General features: G+C 60.8%; 29 protein-coding genes. 12 read left to right on the top strand and 17 right to left on the bottom strand.

Annotation, left to right across the window (positions count from 1 at the left end):
• Positions 1–50 precede the first annotated feature (50 nt).
• The 3 genes from cgtA to rplU form a co-directional block, all read right to left on the bottom strand.
• Positions 51–1,175 (bottom strand): Obg family GTPase CgtA, encoded by a 1,125-nt coding sequence (cgtA, locus tag ACZ5SR_RS04440; RefSeq protein WP_464450363.1) that lies wholly within the window; start codon positions 1,173–1,175, stop codon positions 51–53.
• A 105-nt stretch (positions 1,176–1,280) separates the two neighbouring features.
• Positions 1,281–1,541: a 50S ribosomal protein L27 gene (rpmA, locus tag ACZ5SR_RS04435; protein ID WP_019430604.1), complete on the bottom strand. Its 261-nt coding sequence runs from the start codon at positions 1,539–1,541 to the stop codon at positions 1,281–1,283.
• A 12-nt stretch (positions 1,542–1,553) separates the two neighbouring features.
• Positions 1,554–1,865 carry a 50S ribosomal protein L21 gene (gene rplU / locus ACZ5SR_RS04430; RefSeq protein ID WP_090141645.1) on the bottom strand — a complete coding sequence of 104 codons (312 nt, stop codon included), beginning with the start codon at positions 1,863–1,865 and terminating at the stop codon, positions 1,554–1,556.
• A gap of 216 nt (positions 1,866–2,081) precedes the next feature.
• On the opposite strand from rplU, the gene ACZ5SR_RS04425 reads away from it, so the two are divergent.
• Together ACZ5SR_RS04425 and ACZ5SR_RS04420 are read left to right on the top strand one after the other, a co-directional pair.
• Positions 2,082–3,065, top strand: a complete 984-nt coding sequence (locus ACZ5SR_RS04425) for a polyprenyl synthetase family protein (RefSeq protein WP_464450362.1) — start codon at positions 2,082–2,084, stop codon at positions 3,063–3,065.
• 61 nt (positions 3,066–3,126) lie between these two features.
• Positions 3,127–3,528 carry a surface-adhesin E family protein gene (locus ACZ5SR_RS04420; RefSeq protein ID WP_464450361.1) on the top strand — a complete coding sequence of 134 codons (402 nt, stop codon included), beginning with the start codon at positions 3,127–3,129 and terminating at the stop codon, positions 3,526–3,528.
• A gap of 23 nt (positions 3,529–3,551) precedes the next feature.
• On the opposite strand, the gene ACZ5SR_RS04415 is transcribed toward ACZ5SR_RS04420, so the two are convergent.
• From ACZ5SR_RS04415 to ACZ5SR_RS04390, 6 genes are read right to left on the bottom strand one after another with little or no spacing between them, the layout of a single operon-like run.
• A complete protein-coding gene (locus ACZ5SR_RS04415) occupies positions 3,552–4,295 on the bottom strand; it encodes a lysophospholipid acyltransferase family protein (protein ID WP_464450360.1) in 744 nt (247 codons plus the stop codon).
• Positions 4,296–4,315: 20 nt separating this feature from the next.
• Positions 4,316–5,611 (bottom strand): dihydroorotase, encoded by a 1,296-nt coding sequence (locus tag ACZ5SR_RS04410; RefSeq protein ID WP_464450359.1) that lies wholly within the window; start codon positions 5,609–5,611, stop codon positions 4,316–4,318.
• A gap of 10 nt (positions 5,612–5,621) precedes the next feature.
• On the bottom strand, positions 5,622–6,587 hold the full coding sequence (locus tag ACZ5SR_RS04405; protein ID WP_464450358.1) for an aspartate carbamoyltransferase catalytic subunit: 966 nt from the start codon (positions 6,585–6,587) through the stop codon (positions 5,622–5,624).
• 16 nt (positions 6,588–6,603) lie between these two features.
• A complete protein-coding gene (gene pyrR, locus ACZ5SR_RS04400) occupies positions 6,604–7,104 on the bottom strand; it encodes a bifunctional pyr operon transcriptional regulator/uracil phosphoribosyltransferase PyrR (RefSeq protein WP_464450357.1) in 501 nt (166 codons plus the stop codon).
• Positions 7,101–7,517, bottom strand: coding sequence for a Holliday junction resolvase RuvX (gene ruvX / locus ACZ5SR_RS04395; RefSeq protein WP_464450356.1), 417 nt, complete (start codon positions 7,515–7,517; stop codon positions 7,101–7,103). The genes pyrR and ruvX overlap by 4 nt, the downstream gene beginning before the upstream one ends.
• Complete coding sequence (locus ACZ5SR_RS04390; protein ID WP_464450355.1) at positions 7,514–8,137, bottom strand: YqgE/AlgH family protein; 624 nt, start codon at positions 8,135–8,137, stop codon at positions 7,514–7,516. Before ACZ5SR_RS04390 ends, ruvX begins: the two co-directional genes overlap by 4 nt.
• Before the next feature lie 74 nt (positions 8,138–8,211).
• Here ACZ5SR_RS04390 and ACZ5SR_RS04385 point away from each other — a divergent pair, with 74 nt between their 5' ends.
• A complete protein-coding gene (locus ACZ5SR_RS04385) occupies positions 8,212–9,687 on the top strand; it encodes a cryptochrome/photolyase family protein (RefSeq protein WP_464450354.1) in 1,476 nt (491 codons plus the stop codon).
• Here ACZ5SR_RS04385 and ACZ5SR_RS04380 read toward each other — a convergent pair whose 3' ends face one another.
• Positions 9,688–9,858 (bottom strand): rubredoxin, encoded by a 171-nt coding sequence (locus ACZ5SR_RS04380; RefSeq protein WP_090045047.1) that lies wholly within the window; start codon positions 9,856–9,858, stop codon positions 9,688–9,690.
• Between the two features lie 102 nt (positions 9,859–9,960).
• Here ACZ5SR_RS04380 and thiD point away from each other — a divergent pair, with 102 nt between their 5' ends.
• Both thiD and hemL read left to right on the top strand, forming a co-directional pair.
• A complete protein-coding gene (gene thiD, locus ACZ5SR_RS04375) occupies positions 9,961–10,902 on the top strand; it encodes a bifunctional hydroxymethylpyrimidine kinase/phosphomethylpyrimidine kinase (protein WP_464450353.1) in 942 nt (313 codons plus the stop codon).
• A gap of 16 nt (positions 10,903–10,918) precedes the next feature.
• The gene (gene hemL, locus ACZ5SR_RS04370; protein WP_464450352.1) at positions 10,919–12,214 is read left to right on the top strand and encodes a glutamate-1-semialdehyde 2,1-aminomutase; all 1,296 of its coding nucleotides are present in this window, start codon (positions 10,919–10,921) and stop codon (positions 12,212–12,214) included.
• 29 nt (positions 12,215–12,243) lie between these two features.
• On the opposite strand, the gene ACZ5SR_RS04365 is transcribed toward hemL, so the two are convergent.
• Complete coding sequence (locus ACZ5SR_RS04365) at positions 12,244–12,723, bottom strand: MarR family winged helix-turn-helix transcriptional regulator (RefSeq protein ID WP_464450351.1); 480 nt, start codon at positions 12,721–12,723, stop codon at positions 12,244–12,246.
• A 131-nt stretch (positions 12,724–12,854) separates the two neighbouring features.
• Between ACZ5SR_RS04365 and ACZ5SR_RS04360 the strand changes: the two genes are divergently transcribed.
• The gene (locus ACZ5SR_RS04360) at positions 12,855–13,787 is read left to right on the top strand and encodes a tripartite tricarboxylate transporter substrate binding protein (protein ID WP_464450350.1); all 933 of its coding nucleotides are present in this window, start codon (positions 12,855–12,857) and stop codon (positions 13,785–13,787) included.
• A 57-nt stretch (positions 13,788–13,844) separates the two neighbouring features.
• Here the strand turns inward: ACZ5SR_RS04360 and ACZ5SR_RS04355 are convergent, their stop codons facing one another.
• Positions 13,845–15,032 carry an FAD-dependent monooxygenase gene (locus tag ACZ5SR_RS04355; RefSeq protein ID WP_464450349.1) on the bottom strand — a complete coding sequence of 396 codons (1,188 nt, stop codon included), beginning with the start codon at positions 15,030–15,032 and terminating at the stop codon, positions 13,845–13,847.
• Between the two features lie 346 nt (positions 15,033–15,378).
• On the opposite strand from ACZ5SR_RS04355, the gene ACZ5SR_RS04350 reads away from it, so the two are divergent.
• Entirely contained in the window at positions 15,379–15,717 is a 339-nt protein-coding gene (locus ACZ5SR_RS04350; RefSeq protein ID WP_464450348.1) for a DUF6172 family protein, read from the top strand.
• 128 nt (positions 15,718–15,845) lie between these two features.
• Here ACZ5SR_RS04350 and ACZ5SR_RS04345 read toward each other — a convergent pair whose 3' ends face one another.
• The 4 genes from ACZ5SR_RS04345 to dusB form a co-directional block, all read right to left on the bottom strand.
• On the bottom strand, positions 15,846–17,099 hold the full coding sequence (locus ACZ5SR_RS04345; RefSeq protein WP_464450347.1) for a DEAD/DEAH box helicase: 1,254 nt from the start codon (positions 17,097–17,099) through the stop codon (positions 15,846–15,848).
• 23 nt (positions 17,100–17,122) lie between these two features.
• Positions 17,123–18,736, bottom strand: coding sequence for a bifunctional phosphoribosylaminoimidazolecarboxamide formyltransferase/IMP cyclohydrolase (gene purH, locus ACZ5SR_RS04340; RefSeq protein ID WP_464450346.1), 1,614 nt, complete (start codon positions 18,734–18,736; stop codon positions 17,123–17,125).
• Between the two features lie 98 nt (positions 18,737–18,834).
• Positions 18,835–19,074 carry a Fis family transcriptional regulator gene (locus ACZ5SR_RS04335; protein WP_464450345.1) on the bottom strand — a complete coding sequence of 80 codons (240 nt, stop codon included), beginning with the start codon at positions 19,072–19,074 and terminating at the stop codon, positions 18,835–18,837.
• Complete coding sequence (gene dusB / locus ACZ5SR_RS04330; protein WP_464450344.1) at positions 19,071–20,117, bottom strand: tRNA dihydrouridine synthase DusB; 1,047 nt, start codon at positions 20,115–20,117, stop codon at positions 19,071–19,073. The genes ACZ5SR_RS04335 and dusB overlap by 4 nt, the downstream gene beginning before the upstream one ends.
• A gap of 151 nt (positions 20,118–20,268) precedes the next feature.
• Here dusB and ACZ5SR_RS04325 point away from each other — a divergent pair, with 151 nt between their 5' ends.
• On the top strand, positions 20,269–20,742 hold the full coding sequence (locus ACZ5SR_RS04325) for a YqaA family protein (protein ID WP_464450343.1): 474 nt from the start codon (positions 20,269–20,271) through the stop codon (positions 20,740–20,742).
• 2 nt (positions 20,743–20,744) lie between these two features.
• On the top strand, positions 20,745–21,692 hold the full coding sequence (locus ACZ5SR_RS04320; RefSeq protein ID WP_464450342.1) for an alpha/beta fold hydrolase: 948 nt from the start codon (positions 20,745–20,747) through the stop codon (positions 21,690–21,692).
• Between the two features lie 67 nt (positions 21,693–21,759).
• On the opposite strand, the gene ychF is transcribed toward ACZ5SR_RS04320, so the two are convergent.
• Complete coding sequence (ychF, locus tag ACZ5SR_RS04315) at positions 21,760–22,851, bottom strand: redox-regulated ATPase YchF (RefSeq protein ID WP_464450340.1); 1,092 nt, start codon at positions 22,849–22,851, stop codon at positions 21,760–21,762.
• 133 nt (positions 22,852–22,984) lie between these two features.
• On the opposite strand from ychF, the gene ACZ5SR_RS04310 reads away from it, so the two are divergent.
• The 3 genes from ACZ5SR_RS04310 to ACZ5SR_RS04300 are packed head-to-tail and all read left to right on the top strand — an operon-like array spanning position 22,985 to position 25,384.
• Entirely contained in the window at positions 22,985–24,166 is a 1,182-nt protein-coding gene (locus ACZ5SR_RS04310) for an FAD-dependent monooxygenase (protein ID WP_464450339.1), read from the top strand.
• 37 nt (positions 24,167–24,203) lie between these two features.
• Entirely contained in the window at positions 24,204–24,920 is a 717-nt protein-coding gene (locus ACZ5SR_RS04305) for a DsbC family protein (RefSeq protein ID WP_464450338.1), read from the top strand.
• Positions 24,921–24,940: 20 nt separating this feature from the next.
• Positions 24,941–25,384: a DUF3429 domain-containing protein gene (locus ACZ5SR_RS04300; protein ID WP_464450337.1), complete on the top strand. Its 444-nt coding sequence runs from the start codon at positions 24,941–24,943 to the stop codon at positions 25,382–25,384.
• The last annotated feature ends 10 nt before the right edge of the window (positions 25,385–25,394 follow it).

Genomic DNA, 25,394 nt, shown 5'->3' with positions numbered 1-25,394 from the left:
GTGTTGGCTTGGCGTTGAAACAGCGCTTGACAGGGACCGGGGTGTACGTGTCAGTCGGCGTCCGAGGGCAGCGGCTTGAATCGCGGGTCATCGGCATCCGGCTCTTGCGGCTTGTCCTGCTCTTTGAAGCGGGGGTCGATGTCCACCACGCCTTGCTCGATGATTTGCTGGGCGCGGATGTGCTTGTAGATCTCTTTGATCAGCGGCTCGCAGCCCTCGCGGGTCAAGGCCGAGATCTGGAAAACCGGGCCTTTGTAACGCATGCGCTTGATGAAGTCCTTGACACGGGCCTCGCGCTCTTCGGCGGGCACCATGTCCAGCTTGTTGAGCACCAACCAGCGCGGCTTGTTGTACAAGCCCGGATCGTATTTTTTGAGCTCGGCCACAATGGCCTTGGCTTGCTGCACCGGGTCGACGTTCTCGTCAAACGGTGCAAAGTCGACCACATGCAGCAGCAAACGGGTGCGCTGCAGATGGCGCAAAAACAAATGGCCCAGGCCAGCACCTTCCGAGGCGCCTTCGATCAGCCCCGGCACATCGGCCACCACAAAGCTCTGCTCCGGGCCCACACGGACCACGCCCAAATTGGGGTGCAAAGTGGTGAAAGGGTAATCGGCGATTTTGGGGCGGGCGTTGGAGACCGCCGCGATAAAGGTGGACTTGCCCGCGTTGGGCATGCCCAGCAGACCGACGTCGGCCAGCACCTTCAATTCGAGCTTGAGCTCTTTCTTTTCACCCAACCAGCCAGGCGTTTTTTGACGCGGCGCGCGGTTGATCGCGCTTTTGAAGCGCATGTTGCCAAAGCCACCGTCCCCGCCCTTGGCGATCATGATGGTTTCACCCGGCACCAGCAGCTCGTAAAGCACTTCGCCGGTCTCAGCGTCGGTGATGATGGTGCCAACAGGCATTTTCAGCGTCACATCGTCGCCCGCTGCGCCGAACATGTCCGAACCCATACCGTGCTGACCGCGCTTGGCTTCGTGGCGGCGCGAGTAGCGGTAATCGACCAGCGTGTTCAGGTTGATGTCGGCATAAGCGAACACATGCCCGCCGCGTCCACCATCGCCCCCGTTGGGGCCGCCGAATTCTTTGTATTTTTCATGGCGGAACGAGACGCAGCCGTTCCCGCCGTCACCCGCGGAGATGTCTATATAGGCTTCGTCAACGAACTTCATGAGATTTCCAGTGTAGCTTGAGGCCCCACCGTCAATGCACAACAGGGCCAGAAAAGCGAAGAGCCCCGGCTTGCGGGGCTCCTCTTCGCCATGGGCGCGACAGGCTTAAACTGCCGGAGTCACGTTGACCATGTGCTTGCTGAGCTCACCTTTGGTCGAGAACGACACGTGGCCGTCCACCAGGGCAAACAAAGTGTGGTCTTTGCCGATGCCGACATTGTTGCCAGCATGGAACTTGGTGCCACGTTGACGAACGATGATCGAGCCAGCGCTGATCAATTCACCACCGAAAGCCTTGACGCCGAGCATTTTTGGCTTGGAATCACGACCGTTGCGCGTAGAGCCGCCGCCTTTTTTCTGTGCCATGACCTATTCTCCTCAGGCAGCGATCGCGCCGATTTGCAGTTCAGTGAACTGCTGGCGGTGACCCTGACGTTTCTGATAGTGCTTACGACGGCGCATCTTGAAGATGTGCACTTTGTCGTGCTTGCCATGTGCCAAAACAGTGGCTTTGACTGTGGCGCCGGACACCAGGGGCGTGCCGATCTTCAGGTCTGCGCCGTTGCCGACTGCGAGAACTTGATCAATCACGATTTCCTGGCCAACGTCCGCAGCAATCTGTTCTACTTTAATTTTTTCGCCAGCGACAACACGATACTGTTTGCCACCGGTTTTTATGACCGCGTACATATTAGACCTCTTGAATGGAAGTTTCCAAGGGCTGATCCCCAAGGAACCGACGATTTTAGCACGATCTCATACGAATAGGCAACCGCCTAGGCTGTCACCTCATCTCATGCCCGGAACCGATCGACCCGGTCCCTATAATGCGTGAAGTTACAAAACCAGCCCGTTAACTGCCCTCACCACCCCGGTCGTGCCGGGACACTCAGCCGGATCCTCCATTTGTCTGCCTCTGAACACAGCACAGCCGCCGTCCTGGAACTGGTCGCCCCAGACATGGCCGAAGTCGACCGGGTGATCGCCCATCGGCTCGATTCTGGTGTGCCCTTGGTGGGTCAGGTGGCGCGTTACATCATCTCTGCTGGCGGCAAACGCCTGCGTCCGGTCCTTTTGCTGTTGACTTGCGGCGCATTGGGTTACACCGGCAGCCAACGCCACAACTTGGCAGCTGTCGTCGAATTCATCCACACCGCCACTTTGCTGCACGACGATGTCGTGGACGAATCCACCTTGCGGCGCGGACGCCCCACCGCCAATGAAAGCTTCGGCAACCCTGCCAGCGTGTTGGTGGGTGACTTTTTGTATTCCCGCGCTTTTCAGATGATGGTCGATGCGGACAGCATGCGGGTCATGCAAACCTTGGCTGACGCCACCAACGTGATCGCTGAGGGCGAAGTTCTGCAACTCATGAACATGCATGACGCCTCGCTCGACGAAGAAGGCTATTTGCGCGTCATCCGATCCAAAACAGCCAAACTGTTTGAGGCCAGCGCTCGCCTCGGGGCGATTTTGGCGGGCAGTCCCGCTGCCACCGAGGCCGCTTGCGCCCAGTACGGCCAGGCCTTGGGCACGGCGTTTCAGGTGATCGACGATGTGCTCGATTACGACGGCAATGCCGCAGAAATGGGTAAAAACTTGGGCGATGATCTGCGCGAAGGCAAAGCCACCCTGCCCCTTATTTTGGCCATGCAGCGCGGCAATGAAGCCCAAAGGCAAACGGTGCGCGAAGCAATTGAAACGGGCAGTGTGGAGCGCTTGGCCGATATCGTGACCATCGTGCGCGAAACCGGCGCACTGGAAGCCACACGCAATGCGGCGGCATCCGAGGCCCAACGCGCCATCGATGCGGCCATGCAGCTACCGGACAACACACACCGTCAAGCCATGGTGGTGCTGGCCTCTCAGCTTCTCAACCGCAGGACCTGATGGTCTCTTCCCACGCCCGATCTCGCATGTCTGGCTCATCGCCTGACTGATCGACTGACCCATGAAAATCAACCAAGTCAACGCTTTGGCAGTTTTGAGCTGGTTTTGTCTCTGGGGTGTAGGGGCGAATGCCACACCCAAGTGGGAGTCCATCGCCCTCAACGACCAAGGTACGTTTTACATAGACACCAAGTCCATCTCAGAAGAAGACGGCCGTAAAAAAGTGTGGAGCGTCTTGGATTACAAGAAACAACAACTCACCGGTGACGGCAAACCCTACCTGTCCTTACAGTCGCAGGTTGAAATCAATTGCAAGAAGAAGATGGCTCGTGTTTTGCACATGACCTATTACTCCGGTCCCATGCAAGCAGGGAAAACGGTGTACCGCCAAGGCATGCTGCATGAATGGATGGTCATCGACCCATCCTCACCCATTCACAAAATTGCGCGAAAAATTTGCTGACCAAGTCCTTGACGGGCTCGGTGTCAATGGCCGGTGTCGCGCAATCGGATCACTTCTTCGCGCAGATCATGGGCCCATGTGCGGCGATCGCGCCCATTGGCATGCTGCAGATCACCAAAATGGACCACGGCCGTGATGCCAGGTGCTTTGAGCGTGCGCCACATGGAACCAATCAAGGTGTCATCACCTATATAACAAGGCGCGAAAGTGATTTCACGGCTTTGATTGTCTATAAATTGAAGCGACATGGGCTGGACAGGCGCCTGGGCTTGAATCGCTGCCTGGATCAAATTGGCGTGAAAAGGGAGCAAATCACGCCCGTCACTGGTCGTGCCCTCCGGGAAAATGGCCACCACATCGCCCTCTTGCATGGCGTTGGCCATGTCTTTGACCATGCGCAAAGCGTCTTTGCGGCTCGTGCGCTCAATGTAAAGCGTTCCAGCCCCTGTGGCCAACATGCCGACCAGCGGCCACTCGCGGATGTCGGATTTGGAGACGAAACGGCAGTGCCTGGCCGCGTGAATGACCAAGATGTCCAGCCAGGAGATGTGATTGGCCACCATGAGTGCCGGACCGTTGACCACCGGTTGGCCCAGCACCCGCAAATGGAGGCCCCACAGCGCTAAGAATTGCAGCGCCCAGGCTTGAACACGCATCTCGCGCTGCTCGGGTGTGAGTTGTGGAAAGCGCACATAAATGGTCCACATGCCCACAAGCACATGCCAAAGACCGCGCAAAAATTTCCAAACAGCGAGCAAGGACCTCATGCTGGTGTTGCGCTCTGCGCTCAAGCAGCTTCGAACGCCACTTGCCCACCCACCACCGTGGCCCGCACGCGACCAGGCAGCTCGTAACCCGAGAACGGGGTGCTCTTGCCCTGGCTGCGCAGCGAAGCTTCGCTGACCAGCCAATGCCCTTCAGTGGACAGCAAGCACACATCGGCCACGCCACCCACGGCCAGATGACCGACCGAGTCTTGCAAGCTGCCCAAGGTGCCGCCTAGCACGCGGGAAGGGTCGGCCGTGATGCGCGAAAGCACTTGGGTCACGGGCAATCCAGCTTCCTGACCCCATTTGAGCGCCAAACTCCACAGCAGTTCCATGCCCGTAGCGCCGGGTTCGGCTTCGGCAAACGGCAAGGCCTTGGCATCGGCGTCCACCGGGGTGTGGTCCGACACCAGCGCATCGATCGTGCCGTCGGCCAAGCCAGCCCGCAGGGCGTCGCGGTCGCGCTGCTGACGCAGCACGGGCGTGAGGCGCGCACGGCTGTCAAAGTAACCCATATCGGCGTCGGTCAGGTGCAGCGAGTTGATGCTCACATCGGCCGTCACCGGCAAACCTTCGGCCTTGGCCTTGCGGATCAAGTCGACCCCTTGGGCGCTGCTGATGCGGCACAAGTGCACGCGGGTGCGGGTGCTGCGCACCAGTTCAAAAATCGTGTGCAGGGCAATGGTTTCGGCGGCCACAGACACGCCCGACAGGCCCATGCGCGTGGCCAGCGGACCGCTGGCGGCCACGCCTTTGCCCAGGTGCAGCTCTTGCGGGCGCAACCAAACGGTGAAGCCAAAGGTGCTGGCGTATTGCAAGGCGCGTTGCAGCACTTGGGTGCTGGGAATCGGCACCTCGGCCTGAGAAAAACCCACACACCCTGCGGCCGTGAGCTGGCCCATTTCGGTCAGCACATCGCCCTTGAGACCCACGGTGAGTGCGCCCAAAGGCAGCACGCGGGCCTGGTGCAGTTTTTCGGCGCGGTAGCGCAACATTTCAACGAGGCCTGGTTCGTCCAGCACCGGCTCGGTGTCGGGCGAGCAGACCAGACTGGTGACACCACCGGCCACAGCGGCGGCCATTTCGCTTTCGAGCATACCCGCGTGTTCTTGCCCGGGCTCGCGCAAGCGCGCTGCCAGATCCACCAAGCCGGGGGCCACGATGCAGCCTTTGGCTTCGATCACGCGGTTGGGCTTGAAGTCGGCTGGCGCTTGACCCACTGCCACGATGCGGCCCGCAGCGATGGCCACATCGGCGGTTTGGTCAAAGCCGCTGGCAGGGTCGATGACGCGGCCGTTTTGAATCAGGATCTTCATGTTCTTGTCCTTATGCCTCGTTGCCCGCGACGATGCTCATCACCGCCATGCGCACGGCGATGCCAAAGGTCACCTGCGGCAGGATCACACTTTGCTGGCCGTCGACCACGGCCGAGTCGATCTCGACGCCGCGGTTGATCGGACCGGGGTGCATGACGATGGCGTCGGGTTTGGCCAGTTGCAGTTTTTCGGGTGTGAGGCCAAAGCTCTCGAAGTATTCCTGGCTGGAAGGCAGCAGCGCGCCGCTCATGCGCTCGTTTTGCAGACGCAGCATGATGACCACATCGCAATCCTTGATGCCCTCTTCGAGGTTGTTGAACACCCGCACGCCCATCTGGGCCATGTCGGCAGGCACCAAAGTCTTGGGGCCGACCACACGCACTTCGGCGCAGCCCAAGGTGGTGAGGGCGTGGATGTCCGAGCGTGCCACGCGCGAGTGCAGCACATCGCCCACGATGGCCACCGTGAGGTTGGCAAAGTCTTTTTTGTAGTGCCGGATGGTGTACATGTCCAGCAGCGCCTGCGTGGGGTGGGCGTGACGCCCGTCACCCGCATTGACCACATGCACATGAGGCGCAACATGTTGCGCAATCAAATACGGCGCGCCCGACTCGCTGTGGCGCACCACAAAGATGTCGGCGGCCATGGCGCTCAGGTTGGCGATGGTGTCGAGCAAGGACTCGCCTTTGCTGGCCGACGAACGCGCAATGTCGAGCGTGTAGACATCAGCCGACAAGCGGGTGGCCGCGATGTCAAAAGTGGTGCGGGTGCGGGTGCTGTTCTCGAAGAACAAGTTGAACACGCTCTTGCCGCGCAAGAGGGGCACCTTTTTGACTTCGCGGTCGCTCACGCTGACAAAACTCGACGCGGTGTCGAGGATGTGCGTCAGGATGTCCTTGGACAGGCCTTCGGTGGAGAGCAGGTGGATCAGCTCGCCGTTTTTGTTCAGTTGGGGGTTGTTGCGTTTGTAGAGCATGTTGTCCTTGACGGGTTCAGGCTTTGTTCTGCACTTCAAAACTGAAGACGCCCGCCGCGTCGCGGGCCAGCGCCAACGATTGCGTCTCGGGCAGGGCCACACGGGCGGCTGCGTAATCGGCCTGCACAGGCAGCTGACGCCCACCGCGGTCCACCAGCACAGCCAGCTGCACACGCGCAGGGCGACCGTAGTCAAAAATTTCGTTGAGCACCGCACGGATGGTGCGGCCGGTGTAGAGCACGTCGTCAAGGATGAGGATGTCGGCGCCATCGACCTCAAACGGCAAGCTGGTCTGCCCGCCCGCCGACAGGCCACGCTGGGCAAAGTCATCGCGGTGCATGACCGAAGACACCTGGCCCGATTCACCGGACAAACCCAGGTCGCGCTGCAGGCGCTCAGCCAGCCAGGCACCGCCCGAAGTGATGCCCACCAATCGGGTGTTGGCCTGACACAGGCTGCGCACGCCGCGCAGCAGTTCCTGGTACAGGGCCTCTGCATTCAAAGCCAAAGCACTCATGGCAGGCTCCTTAAAAATTGTTCAAGAATGATCGCGGCCGCGGCCGCATCAGCGTCTTTGGCCCCGTAAGAATGGGCTTCGGTCGTGGTGTAACGCTCGTCCACCTCGTACACCGACAAGCCAAAACGGCCACGCAACTGGCGGCCAAACTTGCGGGCGCGCAAGGTGTTTTCGTGCTCGCCGCCATCGGGGTGGGTCGGCACGCCAATCACCAGCGCGTCGGGCTGCCATTCCTTGATGCGTTTGGCGATGTGTTCAAACCGGGCGTCACCCTCGGCGGCGATGGTGCCTTGCGGCGTGGCCGACTTCATCACCCGGTTGCCCACGGCCACGCCGGTGCGTTTGAGGCCATAGTCAAAGGCCAGAAAACTCTGGTGTTGGGCCGGAACGGTATTTTCGGGGGTGCTGTTCATGCGTGCCCCGCATCAGGCGAGAGCATCCAGCTTTTGAGGCCCAGCAAGTCCAAGGCACGGTCGTAGCGCTCGGCCATGGGCACCTCAAAAATCACATCGACCGAGGCAGGCACGGTGAGCCAGGTGTTTTCGCCCAGCTCCGATTCGAGCTGGCCTTCGCCCCAAGAGGCATAGCCCAGCGTTACCAGCACGCGGCGCGGTCCAGCGCCAGAAGACAAGGCTTCGAGCACATCGCGCGAGGTGGTCATTTCGAGCCCGCCAGGCACGGTGAGCGTAGAGGCGTAGACCGAGCCTTCTTGTTCGGTCTTGTCCGTGCTCAGCGGGTCGTTCGAGGACGCGCGCAAGGGGTCGTGCAGCACAAAGCCGCGTTCGGTCTGCACCGGCCCGCCCTGGCCCACGGGGTTTTGCATCAGGTCTTCGCGGCGCAAGGGCAGCTCCACCTTGTCAAACAAGAGGCGCATGCTGATGTCGGAGGGTTTGTTGATGATCAGGCCCATGGCCCCCCGGGCGCTGTGTTCGCACATGTAAATGACGCTGCGGGCAAATGTCTCGTCCTCCAACCCGGGCATGGCGATCAGAAAATGATGCTTGAGGTCAATAGAGGCAGAATCAGCGGTCATGCACCGATTTTAGCGGCCTCGATTCTGCGGATGGGGTCACGGCTGCATTGTTTGACTCAAACCGGCATACCCCGATGGAAACCCCTTTTTCTTGTGGCCTGGTCTGGCTGCGCCGCGACCTGCGCGTGACCGACAACGCTGCGCTGTCGCAAGCCTTGAAGCATTGCCAGCGGGTGCATGTGGTGTTCGTGTTCGACACCGAAATTCTGGACGCCCTGCCCCGCGCCGACCGCCGGGTCGAGTTCATCCGCGAGTCGCTGGTCGAAGTCGATGCCCGTCTGCGGGAAATGTCAGGTCACCCGCAGGCGGGCCTGATCGTGCGTCACGGGGTGGCCAAAGACAAAATCGTCAAACTGGCCCAGCACCTGCAAGCCCAAGCGGTGTTTGCCAACCACGACGACGAACCGCTGGCGCTCGCGCGCGACATCCAGGTGCGCGGCCACCTGGCCGACCACGGCATCGTGCTGCACACCTTCAAGGACCATGTGGTGTTTGAACGCAACGAGGTGCTGACCCAGATGGCCAAGCCCTTCAGCGTGTTCACGCCCTACAAAAACGCTTGGCTGAAAAAAATCACCCCCGAAGACCTGCAGGCTTTCGAGGTGGCACCAATGGCGGATCGCCTGGCCCCACGCCCCGATGACTTGGCGCATCCGGTGCCGAGCCTGCAAGACATGGGATTTGAGCCCACCAACCTGCAAGCCCTGAAAATCCCCACCGGCGAGTCGGGCGCACAAGCCTTGCTGCAAGACTTTTTGACCCGCATTGACCAGTATGAAGACACGCGCAACTTCCCGGCCGTCAAAGGCCCCAGTTATTTGAGCGTGCATTTGCGCTTTGGCACGGTGTCGATCCGCCAGCTGGCCCGCGAGGCGCACCCCCGCATGCTGGCAGGCAGCGAGGGGGCCAGTGTGTGGCTGTCTGAGTTGATTTGGCGCGACTTCTATGTGCAGGTGCTGCACAACTTTGCGCATGTGGGTCAGGGCAAAAGCTTCAAGCCCGACTACGACGCCATCCGCTGGGAACACGGCCCCCACGCCCACAAGTTGTTTGACGCCTGGTGCGAGGCCCGCACCGGCTACCCGCTGGTGGACGCGGCCATGCGCCAGATCAACCAGACGGGCTATATGCACAACCGTCTGCGCATGGTGGTGGCGAGCTTTTTGGTGAAGGATTTGGGCATCGACTGGCGCTGGGGCGAAAAGTACTTTGCCACCCACCTGAACGACTTCGATTTATCGGCCAACAACGGTGGTTGGCAGTGGGCAAGCTCCAGCGGCTGCGATGCTCAACCGTATTTCAGAATCTTCAACCCCATCAGTCAAAGCGAGAAGTTCGATCCCGAGGGCAAATTCATCCGCCGCTACGTGCCCGAATTGGCGGAATTACCGACCAAGGCATTGCATGCCCCTTGGTTGGCCAAACCCTTGGAATTGCAAGCGGCAGGGGTGGTGATCGGCAAAACCTACCCTGCCCCCATCGTCGACCACGCCGAAGCTCGCGAGAAGACGCTGGCCCGGTATGCGGTGGTCAAGAAAAGCGCGGCCTGATCAGATGGCGACCATCTCGAAGTCTTCCTTGCGGGCCGCACATTCGGGGCAAGTCCAGTTCATGGGCACGTCTTCCCATTTGGTGCCGGGGGCGATGCCGTGCTCGGGGTCACCTGCGGCTTCGTCGTAGATCCAGCCGCAAATCAGGCACATCCAAGTTTTGTGTTCCATCACAGTGTCGCAATCAGAGAGTCGAATAGAATGATTTGATTGTATCGGCCCATTCCAAACACGCCCGGCTGCGGGCGTCATGGCCCTGACATTTGACCTTCAATGACCGATCCCAAGCCCGCCATCGCTGACATCGACCAACTTCCAGATGACGAAGAGTCGGTCTCTTTGGCCTGTGTGTTGTCCTTCAATGCCAACGATCCCAGCGGTGCGGGCGGCTTGAGCAGTGACGCGGTGGCCATGGCTTCGGTGGGCGCGCACTGCATGCCAATTTGCACCGGCACTTATGTGCGCGACACCAGCAGCATCACCGACTTTTTTGCACTCGCCGACGAAGCCGTGCACGACCAGGCCCGAGCCGTGGCCGAAGATGTACCGGTGCAGGTCATCAAAGTGGGCTTTGTCGGCACCCCCGAGAGTCTGGCGGTGATTGCCGAGCTGTCAGACGACTACGACGGCGTGCCGGTCGTGGCCTACATGCCCAACCTGTCGTGGTGGGAAGAAGACAAGATCGACGCCTATTTGGACGCTTTTCGCGAATTGCTGCTGCCGCAAACCAGTGTGCTGGTCGGCCACCACAGCACGCTTCGCCGTTGGTTGCTGCCCGACTGGAGCGGCGAGCGCAACCCCGGGCCCCGCGACATCGCCAAAGCCGCGGCCGAGCTGGGCGTTCCCTACACCCTGGTGACCGGCCTGCCCTTGCCCGAGCAACACATCGACAACGTGCTGGCCTCGCCCGAGACCGTGCTGGCCCACGAAAAGTTTGAACGCATCGAGGCGGTGTTTGCGGGTGCGGGTGACACACTCACTGCAGCCCTAGCCGCCTTGCTGGCCACTGGCATGGACCTGCCCGAAGCCACCAGCGAAGCGCTGCATTACCTGGACCGGTGCCTGGACGAAGGGTTTCGGCCCGGCATGGGCCAGGTCATTCCGGACCGCCTGTTCTGGGCGCTGCCCGAAGGCGAAGAAACCGACGATGATGGCCCCGAAGTGCATCCGGGGGCCGATTATTTTGAAGTGCCTTTCAACGAAACCAAACACTGAAGCCAGAGACAAAACCATGACCGACCGCAACCAAACCCTTTTTGACCGCGCAGCCCAAGTGATCCCCGGTGGCGTGAACTCGCCCGTGCGCGCTTTTCGCGCCGTGGGCGGCACACCCCGCTTTGTACAGCGTGCCCAGGGCGCCTATTTTTGGGACGCCAACGGCCAAAAATACATCGACTACATCGGCTCTTGGGGCCCGATGATCCTGGGCCACGGCCACCCTGCTGTGCTCGAAGCGGTGCAAAAAGCCGCCCTCGACGGCTTCTCTTTTGGCGCCCCCACCGAGCGCGAGATCGAGCTGGCCGAAGAAATCCTGAAACACGTGCCGTCCATGGAAATGGTGCGTTTGGTCAGTTCGGGCACCGAAGCGGGCATGAGCGCGCTGCGCCTGGCGCGTGGTGCCACCGGTCGCACCAAGTTCATCAAATTCGAAGGCTGTTACCACGGCCACGCCGATGCGCTGCTGGTCAAAGCCGGCTCGGGCCTGGCCACCTTTGGCAACCCCACCAGCGCCGGTGTGCCACCCGAAGTGGTGCGCGACACCTTGGTGCTCGAGTACAACAACATCCAGCAGCTGGAAGAAGCTTTTGCCCTGCACGGCAAGGAACTCGCTTGCGTGATGATCGAGCCCATTGCAGGCAACATGAACTTTGTGCGCGCCAGCGTGCCCTTCATGACGCGCTGCCGCGAGCTGTGCACCGAGCACGGCGCGCTGCTGGTGTTTGACGAGGTGATGTCGGGTTTCCGCGTGGCTTTGGGCAGCGCGCAAAGCGTGTATGCCAAAGCCATCCCCGGCTTCAAGCCAGACATGACGGTGCTGGGCAAGGTGATTGGCGGCGGCATGCCGCTGGCCGCTTTTGGCGGTCCGCGTGAGATCATGTCCAAATTAGCCCCCACCGGCCCCGTCTACCAGGCGGGCACCTTGAGCGGCAACCCCGTGGCCACCGCTTGTGGCTTGGCCACGCTGCGCGAGATCGCCAAACCAGGCTTCTGGGATGCATTGAGTGCCAGAACCCAAAGTCTGGTGGATGGTCTCAAAGGTGCTGCGGCCAGCGCGGGCGTGCCTTTCAGCGCCGATTGCCAAGGCGGCATGTTTGGCTTTTTCTTGCTGCCCGAGTTGGCGCAAAACTACGCCCAAGTCATGACCAGCGACAGCCCCAAGTTCAACAAGCTGTTCCATGGCCTGCTGGACGGCGGTGTCTACATCGCCCCCGCGTTGTACGAAGCCGGTTTCGTGAGCGCAGCCCACACCGAAGCCGACATCGCCGAGACGGTGCGGGTGGCGGGTGAGGTGTTCAAAACTCTTTGAGCTGAACGCTACAGACTGAAATTTCTCATTCACCCCGGACGCGATCCGGGGCCCATCGGCACAAAGCTGGCTCTTGCCTCGGTATTGAGTTCGGTATTGAGCAACAACAACAAACCCATGAACTGCTCACGCTGGGCGGCGTTGAACGGACTCAACAGGGTTTCATAGGCTTGCTGGACTGGCTGACTCGCTTGACGAAGCAACTCGGCACCCTCGGGTGTCAGGCGCACAGCCATTTGCCTGCGGTTGTCGGGCGACATCGCACGTTGGCAAAACCCGCGGTCCTCCAGCCCCTTGATCACCCGCAGCACGGTGACTTTGTCAAAAGCCAAAGCCCGCGCCAAACTCGATTGGTCAATGCCCGGATGGTCTTGCATCACGCGCAGCACGCCGTACTGCGCAGGCGTCAAAGCCAAATCGGCACAAGCTCTCTCAAAAATCGAAGCCGAAATCTGGTGCGCTCTGCGCAGCAAAAAGCCCGGACGCTGATAAAGATCTTCAGTAACCATGTGTCAGGGATTCTATGGATGAGCGGCATGGGCCGCTTCGACAATAATCGTTGGCATACTAACGCATGGAGATCCTGCCAATGAACCCGTCACGCCGACACGTCTCAGCCCTTTTGGGTGCCGGACTTTGTATGGGAGCCGCATCTCCTTTGACCTGGGCCCAAAGCGCGGCCAACCAAGGCCCGCTCAAACTGATCGTGCCTTTCACTCCCGGCACAGGCATTGACCTGATCGCCCGCACACTCGGACCCAAGTTGTCTCAACGCCTGAACCGCCCTGTCGTGGTCGAGAACCGCGTGGGCGCCTCAGGCAACATCGGCACCGAAGCGGTGGTGCGGTCAGCGCCAGACGGCTCCACCCTGTTGGTGAGTGTCAACACCTTGGTGATGAACCGCGCCCTCTACCCGGGTTTGAGTTTTGACGCTGTGAAAGACCTCACTGCGGTGTCGCAAACCAGCTGGGGGCAACTCTTGCTGGTCACCCCGGCGCAGTCAGGCTACAAGACCGCTGCAGAGTTTGTGGCTGCGCTGCGCAATCAACCGGGACGGCTCAATTACGCATCGCCCGGGGTGGGCACGCCACACCACCTGTCGATGGAATTGTTCAAAAACACCGCCCAGGTTTTTTTGACCCACATCCCTTACCGCGGCACCGGCCCGGCGGTGACCGACCTGCTCGGCGGTCAAGTGGACGCCATGTTTTTACCCATCCACGTGGCTTTGCCGCACATCCGCTCGGGTCGCCTGACGGCGCTGGGCATCGGCAGCGACAAGCGCCACGCCTTGCTGCCCGATTTGCCCACTCTAGCCGAAGCCAAGGCGGGCAATGTGAACGTGGACATGTGGTACGGCATCTTTGCCCCCAAAGGCACACCAGCTGACATCGTCAACCTTTACAACCGCGAGATCAACCAACTGCTGAGCGGCGACGACGTCAAAAAAGCTTTTGTCTCGCAGGGCATGGACCCCAGCGGCAGCACCCCACAAGCCTTTGCCCAACTGGTTGAGCGCGATGCCGAGCGCTGGGCGCGCCTCATCAAAGACCAGGGCATCAAGGCCGATTGATTCCGCTCGACTGAACCGGCATTTGCGTGCCACAGGCCCCGCTGGACGGGGCCTATTTCATCCTGCGGGCGTCATCAAATCCGAGTTCATCGGGTCGTAGGGGTACAACCAGTTGTTGCGTGAAGCGGCGATGTTGCGGTCCTTGAAGGCTTGCTTCATTTGCTGCGCATCTGCAATGTGGTACAGATCGCCCATTTCAGTGGACTCTCGCACCACCCGCGCTGCGCGGGGCGCGCGGTGGTTTTGAAAGATCTGCAAAGCTTGCGCCATGGGCATGTCGAGCGCCAAGGCGCGGCTCAGCACAGCCGCGTCTTCGATGGCCATCGCAGCGCCCTGAGCCATGTAGGGCAATGTAGGGTGTACCGCGTCACCCAACAAAGCCACGCGGTCGGTGCACCAGTTCATCACCGGCTTGCGGTTGTTCAGGGCCCAGCGGAAGCATTGGTCCCGGTCCACGTTGTCAATGGCGGCACGCACAATCGGGTGCCAGCCGGCGTAGTCTTGGTCCAACTCTTCCCAAGGCTGGCGAGAGGTCCAGGACTCTTCTTCCCAAGGACGCTCAACGCAGCCCACAAAATTGAGCACCTGGCCTGCGCGCATGTAATACATCACGGCATGGTTTTGAGGGCCGCACCAAATCGACGAGACCACAGGGGGCCGCAGTTCGGGCGCAATGCGTTCGATGGGGATGGCCAGACGCCAAGCCACCTGCCCGGTGAACACCGGAGGTTCGGCATCGACCACATGCTTGCGCACCACCGATTTGATGCCGTCCGAACCCACCACCAGATTGGCCCTGACCTGGCGACCGTCAGCGAAGACGATCGAGGCGCTGTGCTCGTCTTCCAGCACTTCGATCGCCCTGTAGCCCAGCTGCAAAGCCTGCGGGTCCAATTGCTCCACCACTTCCAGCAAGGCAGCATGCAAGTCAACCCTGTGGATTTGGTAATAAGGGTGACCATGGCGCTGGGCATGGTCTTCGCCCAGCTTGATCTCGTGCAGCAACTCGCCTGAGTCGAAGCGCCGAAACTCAAACGCGGTGGGTTTGACGGCTTGGGCTTCGAGGCGGTCTTTCAGGCCCAGGTGGTAGAGCACTTTGACGGCGTTGGCACTCATTTGCACCGCCGCGCCGATTTCACCCACATGAGGGGCCTGCTCGTAGATGCGCACCCGGTGCCCATCGCGCAACAAACAAGCCGCAGCCGTCAAGCCGCCAATTCCCCCGCCGACCAGTGCAATGTCCATGGTTTGATTCCCGAAATTATCGTTAGCATGCTACCAGAATGCCATCATCCCCGATCGCCCCATGGCTTCATCGGGGAGCCCGCATCCAGCCAAGGCCAAACAACGCGCCAACCCAAAGCGCTCAAAGTCACGGTCGAAGGTGACCCTGCGCAAGCCTGCGGCCTCGGCCGTTGCGGCAAAAGACAAATTTATCCACAGGCGGCTTGGCAAAGGGGTAGAGGCTCTCCCCATCAGGCACACCCCTGTGCGCCCTTGCACCAGGCCTGAGCTGACCCAGCAAACCAGCGATAATCTGACCTTGCATTCACGTCCGGACCGGGCGATTGCCCAGCCAACGAGAACCCCCATGAAAAAGAACTTCCCCCTTCAAGCCGAGGGCAAGCACCCTGAACGCGTGCTCGAAGCCGTCAAGCACGAGATCCGCAAATACTTCAAGCGCGAACGCAACCGCGACGTGCCCAAGGGCGCAGACTTTTGGGACTTCGACTGCAAAGTGGGCGTGAACGCCGAAACCGCAGTAGTGGTGCGCGTGAGTGCCGTGATCGAAGCGGTGGACGCCGCCGCCAAAGCGGGCGCGACATCGGTGTATGTGGAGATTTTGAGCAAGCACGGCGTGCGGGTACTCAAGGCGCGTGACGACCACGAAGGTGGCGAAGACCATTTTGGCGATCTGCCCAACAACTGAAGCGCTAATCAGCGCCCGCGCCAGCACAGCGGGCTTGGCCTGAGTGCCCCATCAAGTCGGGCATGTTCCAGTCGGGCATGCCCCACTCAGCCACCCCCAGTGAGCCTGCACACAACCTTGGGGCGATTTCACTGGGATGCGTTGGCCTGTGCCGCAGCGGCCGCCCGCAACTTGTCTTTCTTGCTCAAACGTGCCCCCTTGATGCCCCCATTGCCGGGCGATGGCGGTGGTGGGGTTTCGGTCTGCTCAAAGCCTGGAATTTGCTCTAAAGGGAATACCAGGCTTTCGCGTTTTTGGATCAACTGCCAGTGCGCGAGCGCAGCGGCGGTGACAAAACTCACCGCGTCGCCATGGGCACCCGCCCTGCCGGTGCGGCCGATGCGGTGGGTGTAATCGGTGGCCGAGCGCGGCAGGTCGTAGTTGACGACCACGGGCAGCATGGCGATGTCGATGCCGCGTGAGGCCAGGTCGGTGGTGACCACCACATCCCAGCGGCCCGCCTTGAATTCGCCGAGCACCTCTTGCCGTGCCCCCTGGCTCATCTCGCCATGAAAAGGCGTGGCAAACACACCCGCCTTGTAGAGCTTGTTCGCCACATGCTCGCAGGCGTAGCGCGTGGCCACAAACACCAGCACTTGCTTCCAGCCGTTTTCGGTGATCAGGTGGCGCAGCAAACTGGTGCGGCTTTTCTCGTCCACCGCAATGGCACGCTGGGTGATGTCGGGCTTGTGGCCTTCAAAGGCCTCGACCGTGATGCGCACAGGGTCTTGCAGCAATTTGGCCGCCAACACCTCCACCTCGGGTGCAAACGTGGCCGAAAACAGCAGCGTTTGGCGCTTGGCAGGCAGCATCGCCAGCACACGTTGCAACTCGTCCGCAAAACCCAAATCCAGCAAGCGGTCGGCTTCGTCCAACACCAAATGCTGCACATCGGCCAGGCGCAAAGCGTTTTGGTCGATCAGGTCGAGCAAACGGCCCGGCGTGGCCACCACGATGTCGGCACCACCGCGCAGCGCCATCATTTGCGGATTGACCGACACGCCGCCAAACACGGTGTTCACCTTGAGCGACTGCGGAAGCTTGTAGGCCAAGTTGGCCAACACATCGCCCACCTGCACCGCCAGCTCGCGCGTGGGCACCAACACCAAGGTGCGCACGGGGCGGCGAAAGTTGGTCTGGCGCGGCGCGGCCAGCAAGTGCTGCAACAGCGGCAGCGCAAAGGCCAGCGTCTTGCCAGAACCGGTGGGCGCGGTGGCCCACACGTCAGCCGACTTCAGCACCGACGGAATCGCCTCGGCCTGGATGGGGGTGGGGGCATAGAGGCCCATGTCACTCACGGCGCGCAAAAGCGCGGGGGTCAAGCCGAGTTGGTCAAAGTTCAAAATGGTCCGATCAATGGCGCGAATCAATGGCGGAAGTGGCGCACGCCGGTGAACACCATCGCCACGCCATGCTCGTTGGCCGCGTCAATGACTTCTTGGTCGCGCATCGAGCCACCGGGCTGGGCCACGCAGGTCGCGCCAGCGTCCACCACCACGTCGAGGCCGTCACGGAAGGGGAAGAAGGCGTCGCTGGCGACCACGGTGTTTTGCAGGCTCAGCTTCGCGGCTTCGGCCTTGATGCTGGCGATGCGGGCGGAGTCGAGGCGGCTCATTTGGCCAGCGCCCACGCCCATGGTCATGCCGTTTTTGCAGAACACAATGGCGTTGGATTTGACGAACTTGGCCACTTTCCAGGCGAAGAGCAAATCGTGCAGTTCTTCAGGGGTGGGTTGCTTGACGGTGACGATCTTGAGGTCAGCCAAAGCCAACTCGTGGTTGTCAGCGCTTTGCAGCAAGAGGCCAGAGCCGACGCGCTTCGTTTCGAGCGCGTTGCGCACATTGCCGTAGTTGGCAGGCAAAGCAATTTTCATCAAGCGCACATTCACTTTGCTCTTGAACACTTCCAGTGCTTCGGCGCTGAAGTCAGGCGCCATCAGCACTTCGACGAATTGTTTGCTCACTGCTTCGGCAGCCGCTTTGTCCACGGGTCGGTTGAAGGCAATGATGCCGCCAAACGCGCTGGTGGGGTCGGTTTGGAAGGCTTTGCTGTAGGCTTCAAGCGGGTTCGCGCCCACGGCCACGCCGCAGGGGTTGGCGTGTTTGACGATGACGCAAGCCGCGAACTGTGAAGGGTCGCCGTTGGCTCCCGTGTCAAAGCTCTTCACACATTCCCAAGCCGCATCAGCATCGGCGATGTTGTTGTAGCTGAGTTCTTTGCCTTGCAGCTGCACGCCAGTGGCGAGCGAGCCAGCGGCAGGTGCCAAGTCGCGGTACCAAGCGGCTTGCTGGTGGCTGTTTTCGCCGTAGCGCAGGTCTTGCACTTTGATGTATTGCTCGTTGAACTGGCCGCTGAATTGGGCGCGCTCGGGCACGTAGTCTTCGCTCAGTTTTTCGGCTTCAAAGTTCACGCTCGACAGGTAGTTGCTGATCGCGCCGTCGTATTGGCTGATGCGGTTGAACGCGGCCACCGACAAGGCAAAGCGCAGTTTATCGCTGAGTTTGCCGTTGGCTTTCAACTCGGCCATCACGTCGGCGTATTGGCTGGCGTCGGTGACGATGCCCACGTCTTTCCAATTCTTGGCGGCAGAGCGGACCATGGCGGGGCCGCCGATGTCGATGTTCTCAATCGCGTCGGCCAAGGTGCAGCCGGGCTTGGCCACGGTGGCTTCAAACGGATAGAGATTGACGATCAACAAATCAATCGTGTCAATATTGTGTGCCTTCAAAGCCGCCATGTGCTCAGGCGTGTCGCGGCGCGCCAGCAGGCCACCGTGCACTTTGGGGTGCAGGGTCTTGACGCGGCCGTCCAGCATTTCAGGGAACTGGGTGACTTCGGCCACTTCGGTCACGGGCAAGCCTTGTTCGGCCAGCAGTTTGGCAGTGCCGCCGGTGGAGATCAGGCTCACGCCCAGGGCGTGCAGTTCTTTGGCCAGATCGACGATACCGGTTTTGTCAGAGACGGAGATGAGGGCTCTCATGGGGGCTTTCTTCAAAATTCAGGGGTGTTCAAAGCGAGGCCGGGATAAAGGGCTCCGGCAGTCTTCAAAGGAATTGGCGGGGCCAAACTCCTCAATGTTCATTTCAACAAATCGTGCTCGAGCAATTTCTTTCGCAGGGTGTTGCGGTTCAGGCCCAGCCATTCGGCTGCACGTGACTGGTTCTGTCCAGACTGTGTCATCACCACATCGAGCAGCGGCTTCTCGACCAGCTTGACCAGCATGTCGTAAAGACCTGTGGGGTCGGTGCCATCCAGGTCGCGGAAGTAAATGTCCAGGTTGTCCCGGATGCAGTGTTCAATGGATTGGGGTTCGCTCATGGCGTGGTCTCTAAATCGGTGCAGGCCTCAGGGCGCAAGGCTTGGCGTTGGGGCAAACGCTCCATCTGATCAGCCAGGCCGTCCAGATAAGCGGCCACGGCGGCCAGTTGTTCTGCTGCAGTTTCCAAGGTGTTCATGTGTTCGCGGAAGGCGTCGCCACCGGGCAGCGTGCGCACATACCAGCCGATGTGTTTGCGGGCCGAGCGCACGCCGGTGTATTCGCCATACAAGCCATAGTGGTCTTGCAAGTGCTCCAGCAAGGCGCGGCGCACTTCGACCACCAGCGGCGGGGCCAGGTGTTCGCCCGTGGCCAGAAAGTGGCCGATCTCGCGGAAGATCCATGGGCTGCCCTGGGCAGCACGGCCGATCATCACGGCGTCTGCGCCAGTGGACCGCAACACGTCACGGGCTTTTTCGGGCGAATCCACGTCGCCATTGGCCACCACCGGGATCTTGAGGGCCGCTTTGACTGCGGCCACAGTGTCGTATTCGGCCAGGCCTTTGTAACCTTGCTCCCGGGTGCGTCCGTGCACGGTGACCATTTGCACCCCGGCGCGCTCAGCCGCAAGGGCCAGGCTCAGGGCATTCTTTTCAGCGTCACACCAACCCGTGCGCATCTTGAGTGTGACGGGCACGCCGTGGGGCAAGGCCGCCTCGACCACGGCAGAAATGATCTCCAGCGCCAGCGGCTCGTCTTGCATCAAGGCCGAGCCAGCCCATTTGTTGCAGACTTTTTTGGCCGGACAGCCCATGTTGATGTCGATGATCTGAGCGCCCCGGTCAATGTTGTAGCGCGCAGCGTCGGCCATCATCTGCGCTTCGGTGCCTGCAATTTGTACCGCAATCGGGCCGGGCTCGCCGTCGTGGTTGGCGCGGCGCGAGGTTTTGAGCGAAGCCCACAAATCAGGCCGCGAGGTCACCATTTCGCTCACTGCATAGCCTGCCCCAAACTGCCGACACAGTTGGCGAAATGGCCGATCCGTCACCCCCGCCATGGGGGCGACAAACAAGTTGTTCGGCAATAGGTAGGGGCCAATCTGCATGACTGGTGGTCGGAATTTGGTGGGGGAGCCTGAAAAGGAGACACGATTGTAATTGCTTAATATTTCAGCAACTGACAAGGAAATGTGCTAGGCGAGATGACGTCCAAGTCAGCTGTTTTCATGCTTGGAAGGGCAGAGGTAAACTGACCGCATGGAACTTTGGCTCAATCAATGGCTGCAATGGCTGACCTTGCCTCAACACGGTCTGAGCACGGTGTTTGTGGTGGCTTTCGTCTCAGCGACCTTGTTGCCCATGGGCTCAGAACCCGCCGTCTTTGGTTTGGTCAAACTCAATCCTGATTTGTTTTGGCAAGCCATTGTGGTGGCCACAGCAGGCAACACCTTGGGTGGCATGTTCAGCTGGTGGATGGGCTGGGGAGCGCACCAAGCTGTGGACCGCTGGAAACAGTCCAGCACCCATGTACAGGCCCTCAAATGGCTTGAAAAGTTGGGGCCTAAAGCCTGTTTATTGTCCTGGCTGCCCGTTGTGGGCGACCCGATTTGTGCAGTAGCGGGCTGGTTGAAAATGCCATTTTGGTCCTGCGCCCTTTACATGGCGATTGGCAAATTTGGTCGCTACCTGTTCATGACGGGGGCCTTGCTCTGGTTTTTTCCATCTTCCTGAACATGACCAAAACTCTCTTGACAGGATTCATGCTGGTGCTTGTGGCCGCGGGGGTCGGGATCGGCTTGGCCTGGGCACCCGATCGGTCTGTGGACACTTTGAAAACACGGTGGGCCGATGCACCATCAAGATTTATGGACCTGCAGGGGATGCAAGTCCACCTGCGCGACGAAGGCCCGCGTGATGACCCCGAGCCCATCGTGCTGATCCACGGCACATCGGCCAGTCTGCACACCTGGGATGGCTGGACAGCGGCACTCAAAGGCGAGCGGCGTGTGATCCGCATGGACTTGCCGGGCTTTGGCCTCACCGGCCCCGCGCCCGATGGCAACTACAGCATGACCCGCTACGCCGACTTCATCGCCGCTCTGCTGGACCAGCTGGGCGTGCGCCGTGCGGTGCTGGCGGGCAATTCACTGGGCGGCGGCGTGGCCTGGCGCACGGCTGTGCAGCACCCCGAGCGGGTCAGCCGCCTGGTGCTGGTGGACTCAAGCGGCTACCCGCTGCAGTCGACCTCGGTGCCGCTGGGCTTTCGGCTGGCACAAATCGAATGTCTCAAACCCGTGATGAGCCGACTCTTGCCGAGGGGCATGATCGAGTCCAGCGTGCGCAACGTCTACGCCGACCCAGGCAAGGTCACACCCGAGTTGGTGGACCGCTATTACGAACTGACGCTGCGCGCAGGCAACCGAGAGAGCCTGACCCAGCGCATGAAGTTGCGCGAGACCGATGCACAAGCTGCCGAACTGATCAAAACCATCGGACAGCCCACGCTGATTTTGTGGGGTGCGCAGGACCGGCTCATCCCCGAGCCTTCAGGTCAGCGCTTTCACCAAGACATCGTGGGCAGCCAATACGTGGTGTTCGACGGCCTGGGCCATGTGCCTCAAGAAGAAGACCCACAGCGCAGCGTGGCTGAGGTGCTGAAGTTTCTGGCGTCCAAGCGCTGAGCCTGCGCCTTGGCCCCACAAAAAAACCGCGCCATGGCGCGGTTTTTTGTTGGCTACCATGAACAGATCAAGAGCTGAACAAAAAGTTCATCACGTCACCGTCTTTCACGACGTATTCCTTGCCTTCGGCGCGCATCTTGCCCGCGTCTTTGGCACCCTGCTCACCCTTGAAAGAGATGAAATCGTCAAACGCGATGGTTTGGGCGCGGATGTAGCCTTTTTCGAAATCGGTGTGGATCACGCCAGCGGCCTGCGGGCCGGTGTCGCCCACACGAATGGTCCAGGCGCGCACTTCTTTCACACCTGCGGTGAAATAAGTCTGCAGGCCCAACAAGCTGTAAGCCGAGCGGATCAGGCGGTTCAAACCCGGTTCGTCTTGACCAATTTCCTTCAAAAACTCCAGGCGGTCCGCGTCGTCCATCTCGGACAACTCGGCTTCGATCTTGGCGCAAATGGCCACCACGGGCGCGTTTTGCTTGGCGGCAAAGGCCTTGAGGCGGTCGAGAAAGGGGTTGTTCTCAAAACCGTCTTCCGACACGTTGGCCACGAACATCGCAGGCTTGGCGGTGATGAAGAAGAACTGCTTGAGTTCGATACGCTCTTCTTTGCTGAAGTCGATGGTGCGCACCGGCTGGGTGTCGTTCAAGGCGGCCTGGCACTTTTCAAGGATCGCCATTTGTTTGACGGCTTCTTTGTCGCCAGAGCGGGCGATTTTGCTCACGCGGTGGATGGCTTTTTCAACCGCAGCCAAGTCGGCCAGGCACAGCTCGGTCTGGATGACCTCGATGTCGGCAATCGGGTCGACCTTGTTGGCGACGTGGATCACGTTGTCGTCTTCAAAGCAGCGCACCACGTTGACGATGGCGTCGGTCTCGCGGATGTGTGCCAAAAACTTGTTGCCCAGGCCTTCGCCCGTGCTGGCACCCGCCACCAAACCGGCGATGTCCACAAACTCCACAATGGCGGGCACGATGCGCTCGGGCTCGACGATTGCAGACAACTGCTGTAAACGCGGGTCGGGCACCTCGACCACGCCGGTGTTGGGCTCGATGGTGCAAAAGGGGTAGTTCTCAGCGGCAATGCCAGCTTTGGTCAGGGCGTTGAAAAGAGTGGATTTGCCCACATTGGGCAAACCCACGATGCCGCATTTGAGGCTCATGGAAGGCTTTCGGTGATTCGGGGGAGGATTCTGAAATCAACCCGAGATTTTAACGGCACAGCCCCAAGGCCCCGGCACAGCCCCAAAGTCCCCGGTGGCCCAGCGCGATGGGCCGCCTCCTTACAATGCGGGCATGGCTCTTTCCCCTGACATTTGCATCCGTGGCGCTGGCATCGTGGGCCGCACTTTGGCTTTGCTGCTGGCCCGCGAGCGGCTGAACGTGGCCCTGGTCGAGTCACCCCAGCCCAACACGGCCCCCGACGTGCGCGCCTATTCGCTCAACGGCGCGGCCAAGGCCTTGTTGCAAGACCTGCGCTGCTGGCCCGAGGCGCCCGCCATCACGCCCGTGCACCAGATGCAGGTTTGGGGCGACGATGGCGGCCAGCTCCACTTTGGTGCACGCGAACAAGGCGTGGGTGAGCTCAACTGGATGGTGGATGTGCCCGTGCTGCAGGCGCTGCTGACCCAGGCTGTGCAGTTCCAGCCCCAGATTCAAGTGGTGCAGGCCCCGGTGGCCGCGCCGCTGACGGTGGTGTGTGAAGGCCGCGCCAGCCAGACCCGTGCCGAGCTGGGCGTGGGCTTTGACATCAAGCATTACGAACAACACGCCTTGGCCACCCGGCTGATGTGCGAGCGAGCGCACGAGGGCATCGCCCGGCAATGGTTTGGCTGGAGCCCCGCACCCGGCCTGTCGCAACCGCAAGCCGAAGTGCTGGCCTTGCTGCCCTTGGGGGGCGAAGGCGGGCGCGAAGTCGCGCTGGTCTGGTCGGTGCACCCGCTGCGGGCGCAAGAACTCATGGGCCTGAGCGCCGAAGACTTTGCCGCTGCACTGGCCCAGGCCTGCGGCCACGCCTTGGGCGGCATGCAGCTGTCGGCCGAGCGTGCGGTGTGGCCGCTGCAATTGGCCCGTGCCGAGCGCTGGATCGGCCCCATGCCGGGCCAAAACAAACAAGCCTTTGCCCTGGCGGGCGATGCCGCCCACACCCTGCACCCGCTCGCTGGCCAAGGCCTGAACGTGGGCTTGGGCGATGCGGCCGAACTGGTGCGCGTGATCCGTGCCAAGGAATTTTGGCGGCCCCTCTACGACCCCAAACTGCTGCGCCGTTACGAACGCGCACGCCAAGCCGATGTGCAGGCCATGGGCCTGGTGACCGATGGCCTTCAGCGCTTGTTTGCCCAACCCGGACCGGTGTGGCAAAACCTGCGCAACTGGGGCATGCGCGGCTTTGACCGCAGCGGCCCACTCAAACACTGGATGACGCAACGCGCCATGGGCCAGAGCACCCCGCCTGACCCTGCCAAGGCCACACGCTGATTCGTTTTTGTCTTTATTGATCCCGAAAGCCCTCTTCATGAAGTTCTCTCTCTCCAAACTGGTCCTGATCGTGGCCAGCACCGCTTTGTCGCTGGGCAGCGTGATGGCGCAAGAAGCGGCCATCCGCAAAAACCTGAGCGAACGACTGCCCAACCTGCCCAAAATCGACGAGGTGAGCAAAACCCCGATGAACGGCTTGTTTGAAATCCGCATGGGCAACGAGGTGATGTACAGCGATGCTGCAGGCAACTTTCTGATCCAGGGCGCGCTCATCGACGTGAAACAAAAGCGCAACCTGACCGAAGAGCGCATGGACAAACTCTCGGCCATTCCCCTTGACCAACTGCCCCTGAAAACCGCCTTCACCCAGGTGCGCGGCGATGGCAAACGCAAGCTGGCTGTGTTCGCGGACCCCAACTGCGGCTACTGCAAACGCTTTGAAAAAGACCTGCAAAAGCTGGACAACGTGACCATTTACCACTTCCTCTACCCCATTCTGGGCGAGGACTCCAAGACCAAATCCAAAAACATCTGGTGCGCCAAAGACAAGGCCAAAACCTGGAACGACTGGATGATCAACGGCACCACACCGCCCACGGCCAACTGCGACGCCTCGGCGGTGGACTCGATCGTGGCCTTTGGCCAGAAAAACCGCATCACCGGCACACCATTGATCTTGTTTGCCGATGGCACCCGCGTGCCCGGTGCCGTGCCCATGGCCCAAGTTGAAAAAATGCTCGCCGAGATCAAATGACGACACCCCTCTCCCCCCCCATGACCGAAGACCCAACCTGGCGGCTGATCCGTCGCCTGGGCTATGCCGGGCTGATTCCTTTTGTGTTTTTGGCCCTGTGCCTGTGGCTGGTCGGCCCTGATCTGCACCCCTATGTGGCCCTGTCCATGCAAAGCTATGGCGCGGTGATCGTGTCGTTCTTGGGGGGTATCCACTGGGGTGTGGGCTTTCGCAATGCTTTGATCAGCCCTCATGCACCGCGCATCCACTTCACCTGGGGCGTGGCGCCTTCTTTGCTGGCCTGGGTGGGCGTGATGATGCCCGCCTTCGCGGGCTTGCCCCTGCTGGGCTTTGTGCTGATCGGCTGCTATGTGATGGACCGCCGCACTTGGCCCGCTGCTGGCTTAGCGCCGTGGCTGCCCATGCGCCTGCAACTGACCATCGTGGCCAGCTTGAGCTGCTTTTTGGCAGCAGGTGCAACCTGAGTCACAACAC

It is taken from the genome of Limnohabitans sp. TEGF002 (assembly GCF_055395845.1).
Note: the sequence above shows the minus strand (reverse complement) of the source record. Positions and strands in the feature narration are given on the sequence as shown.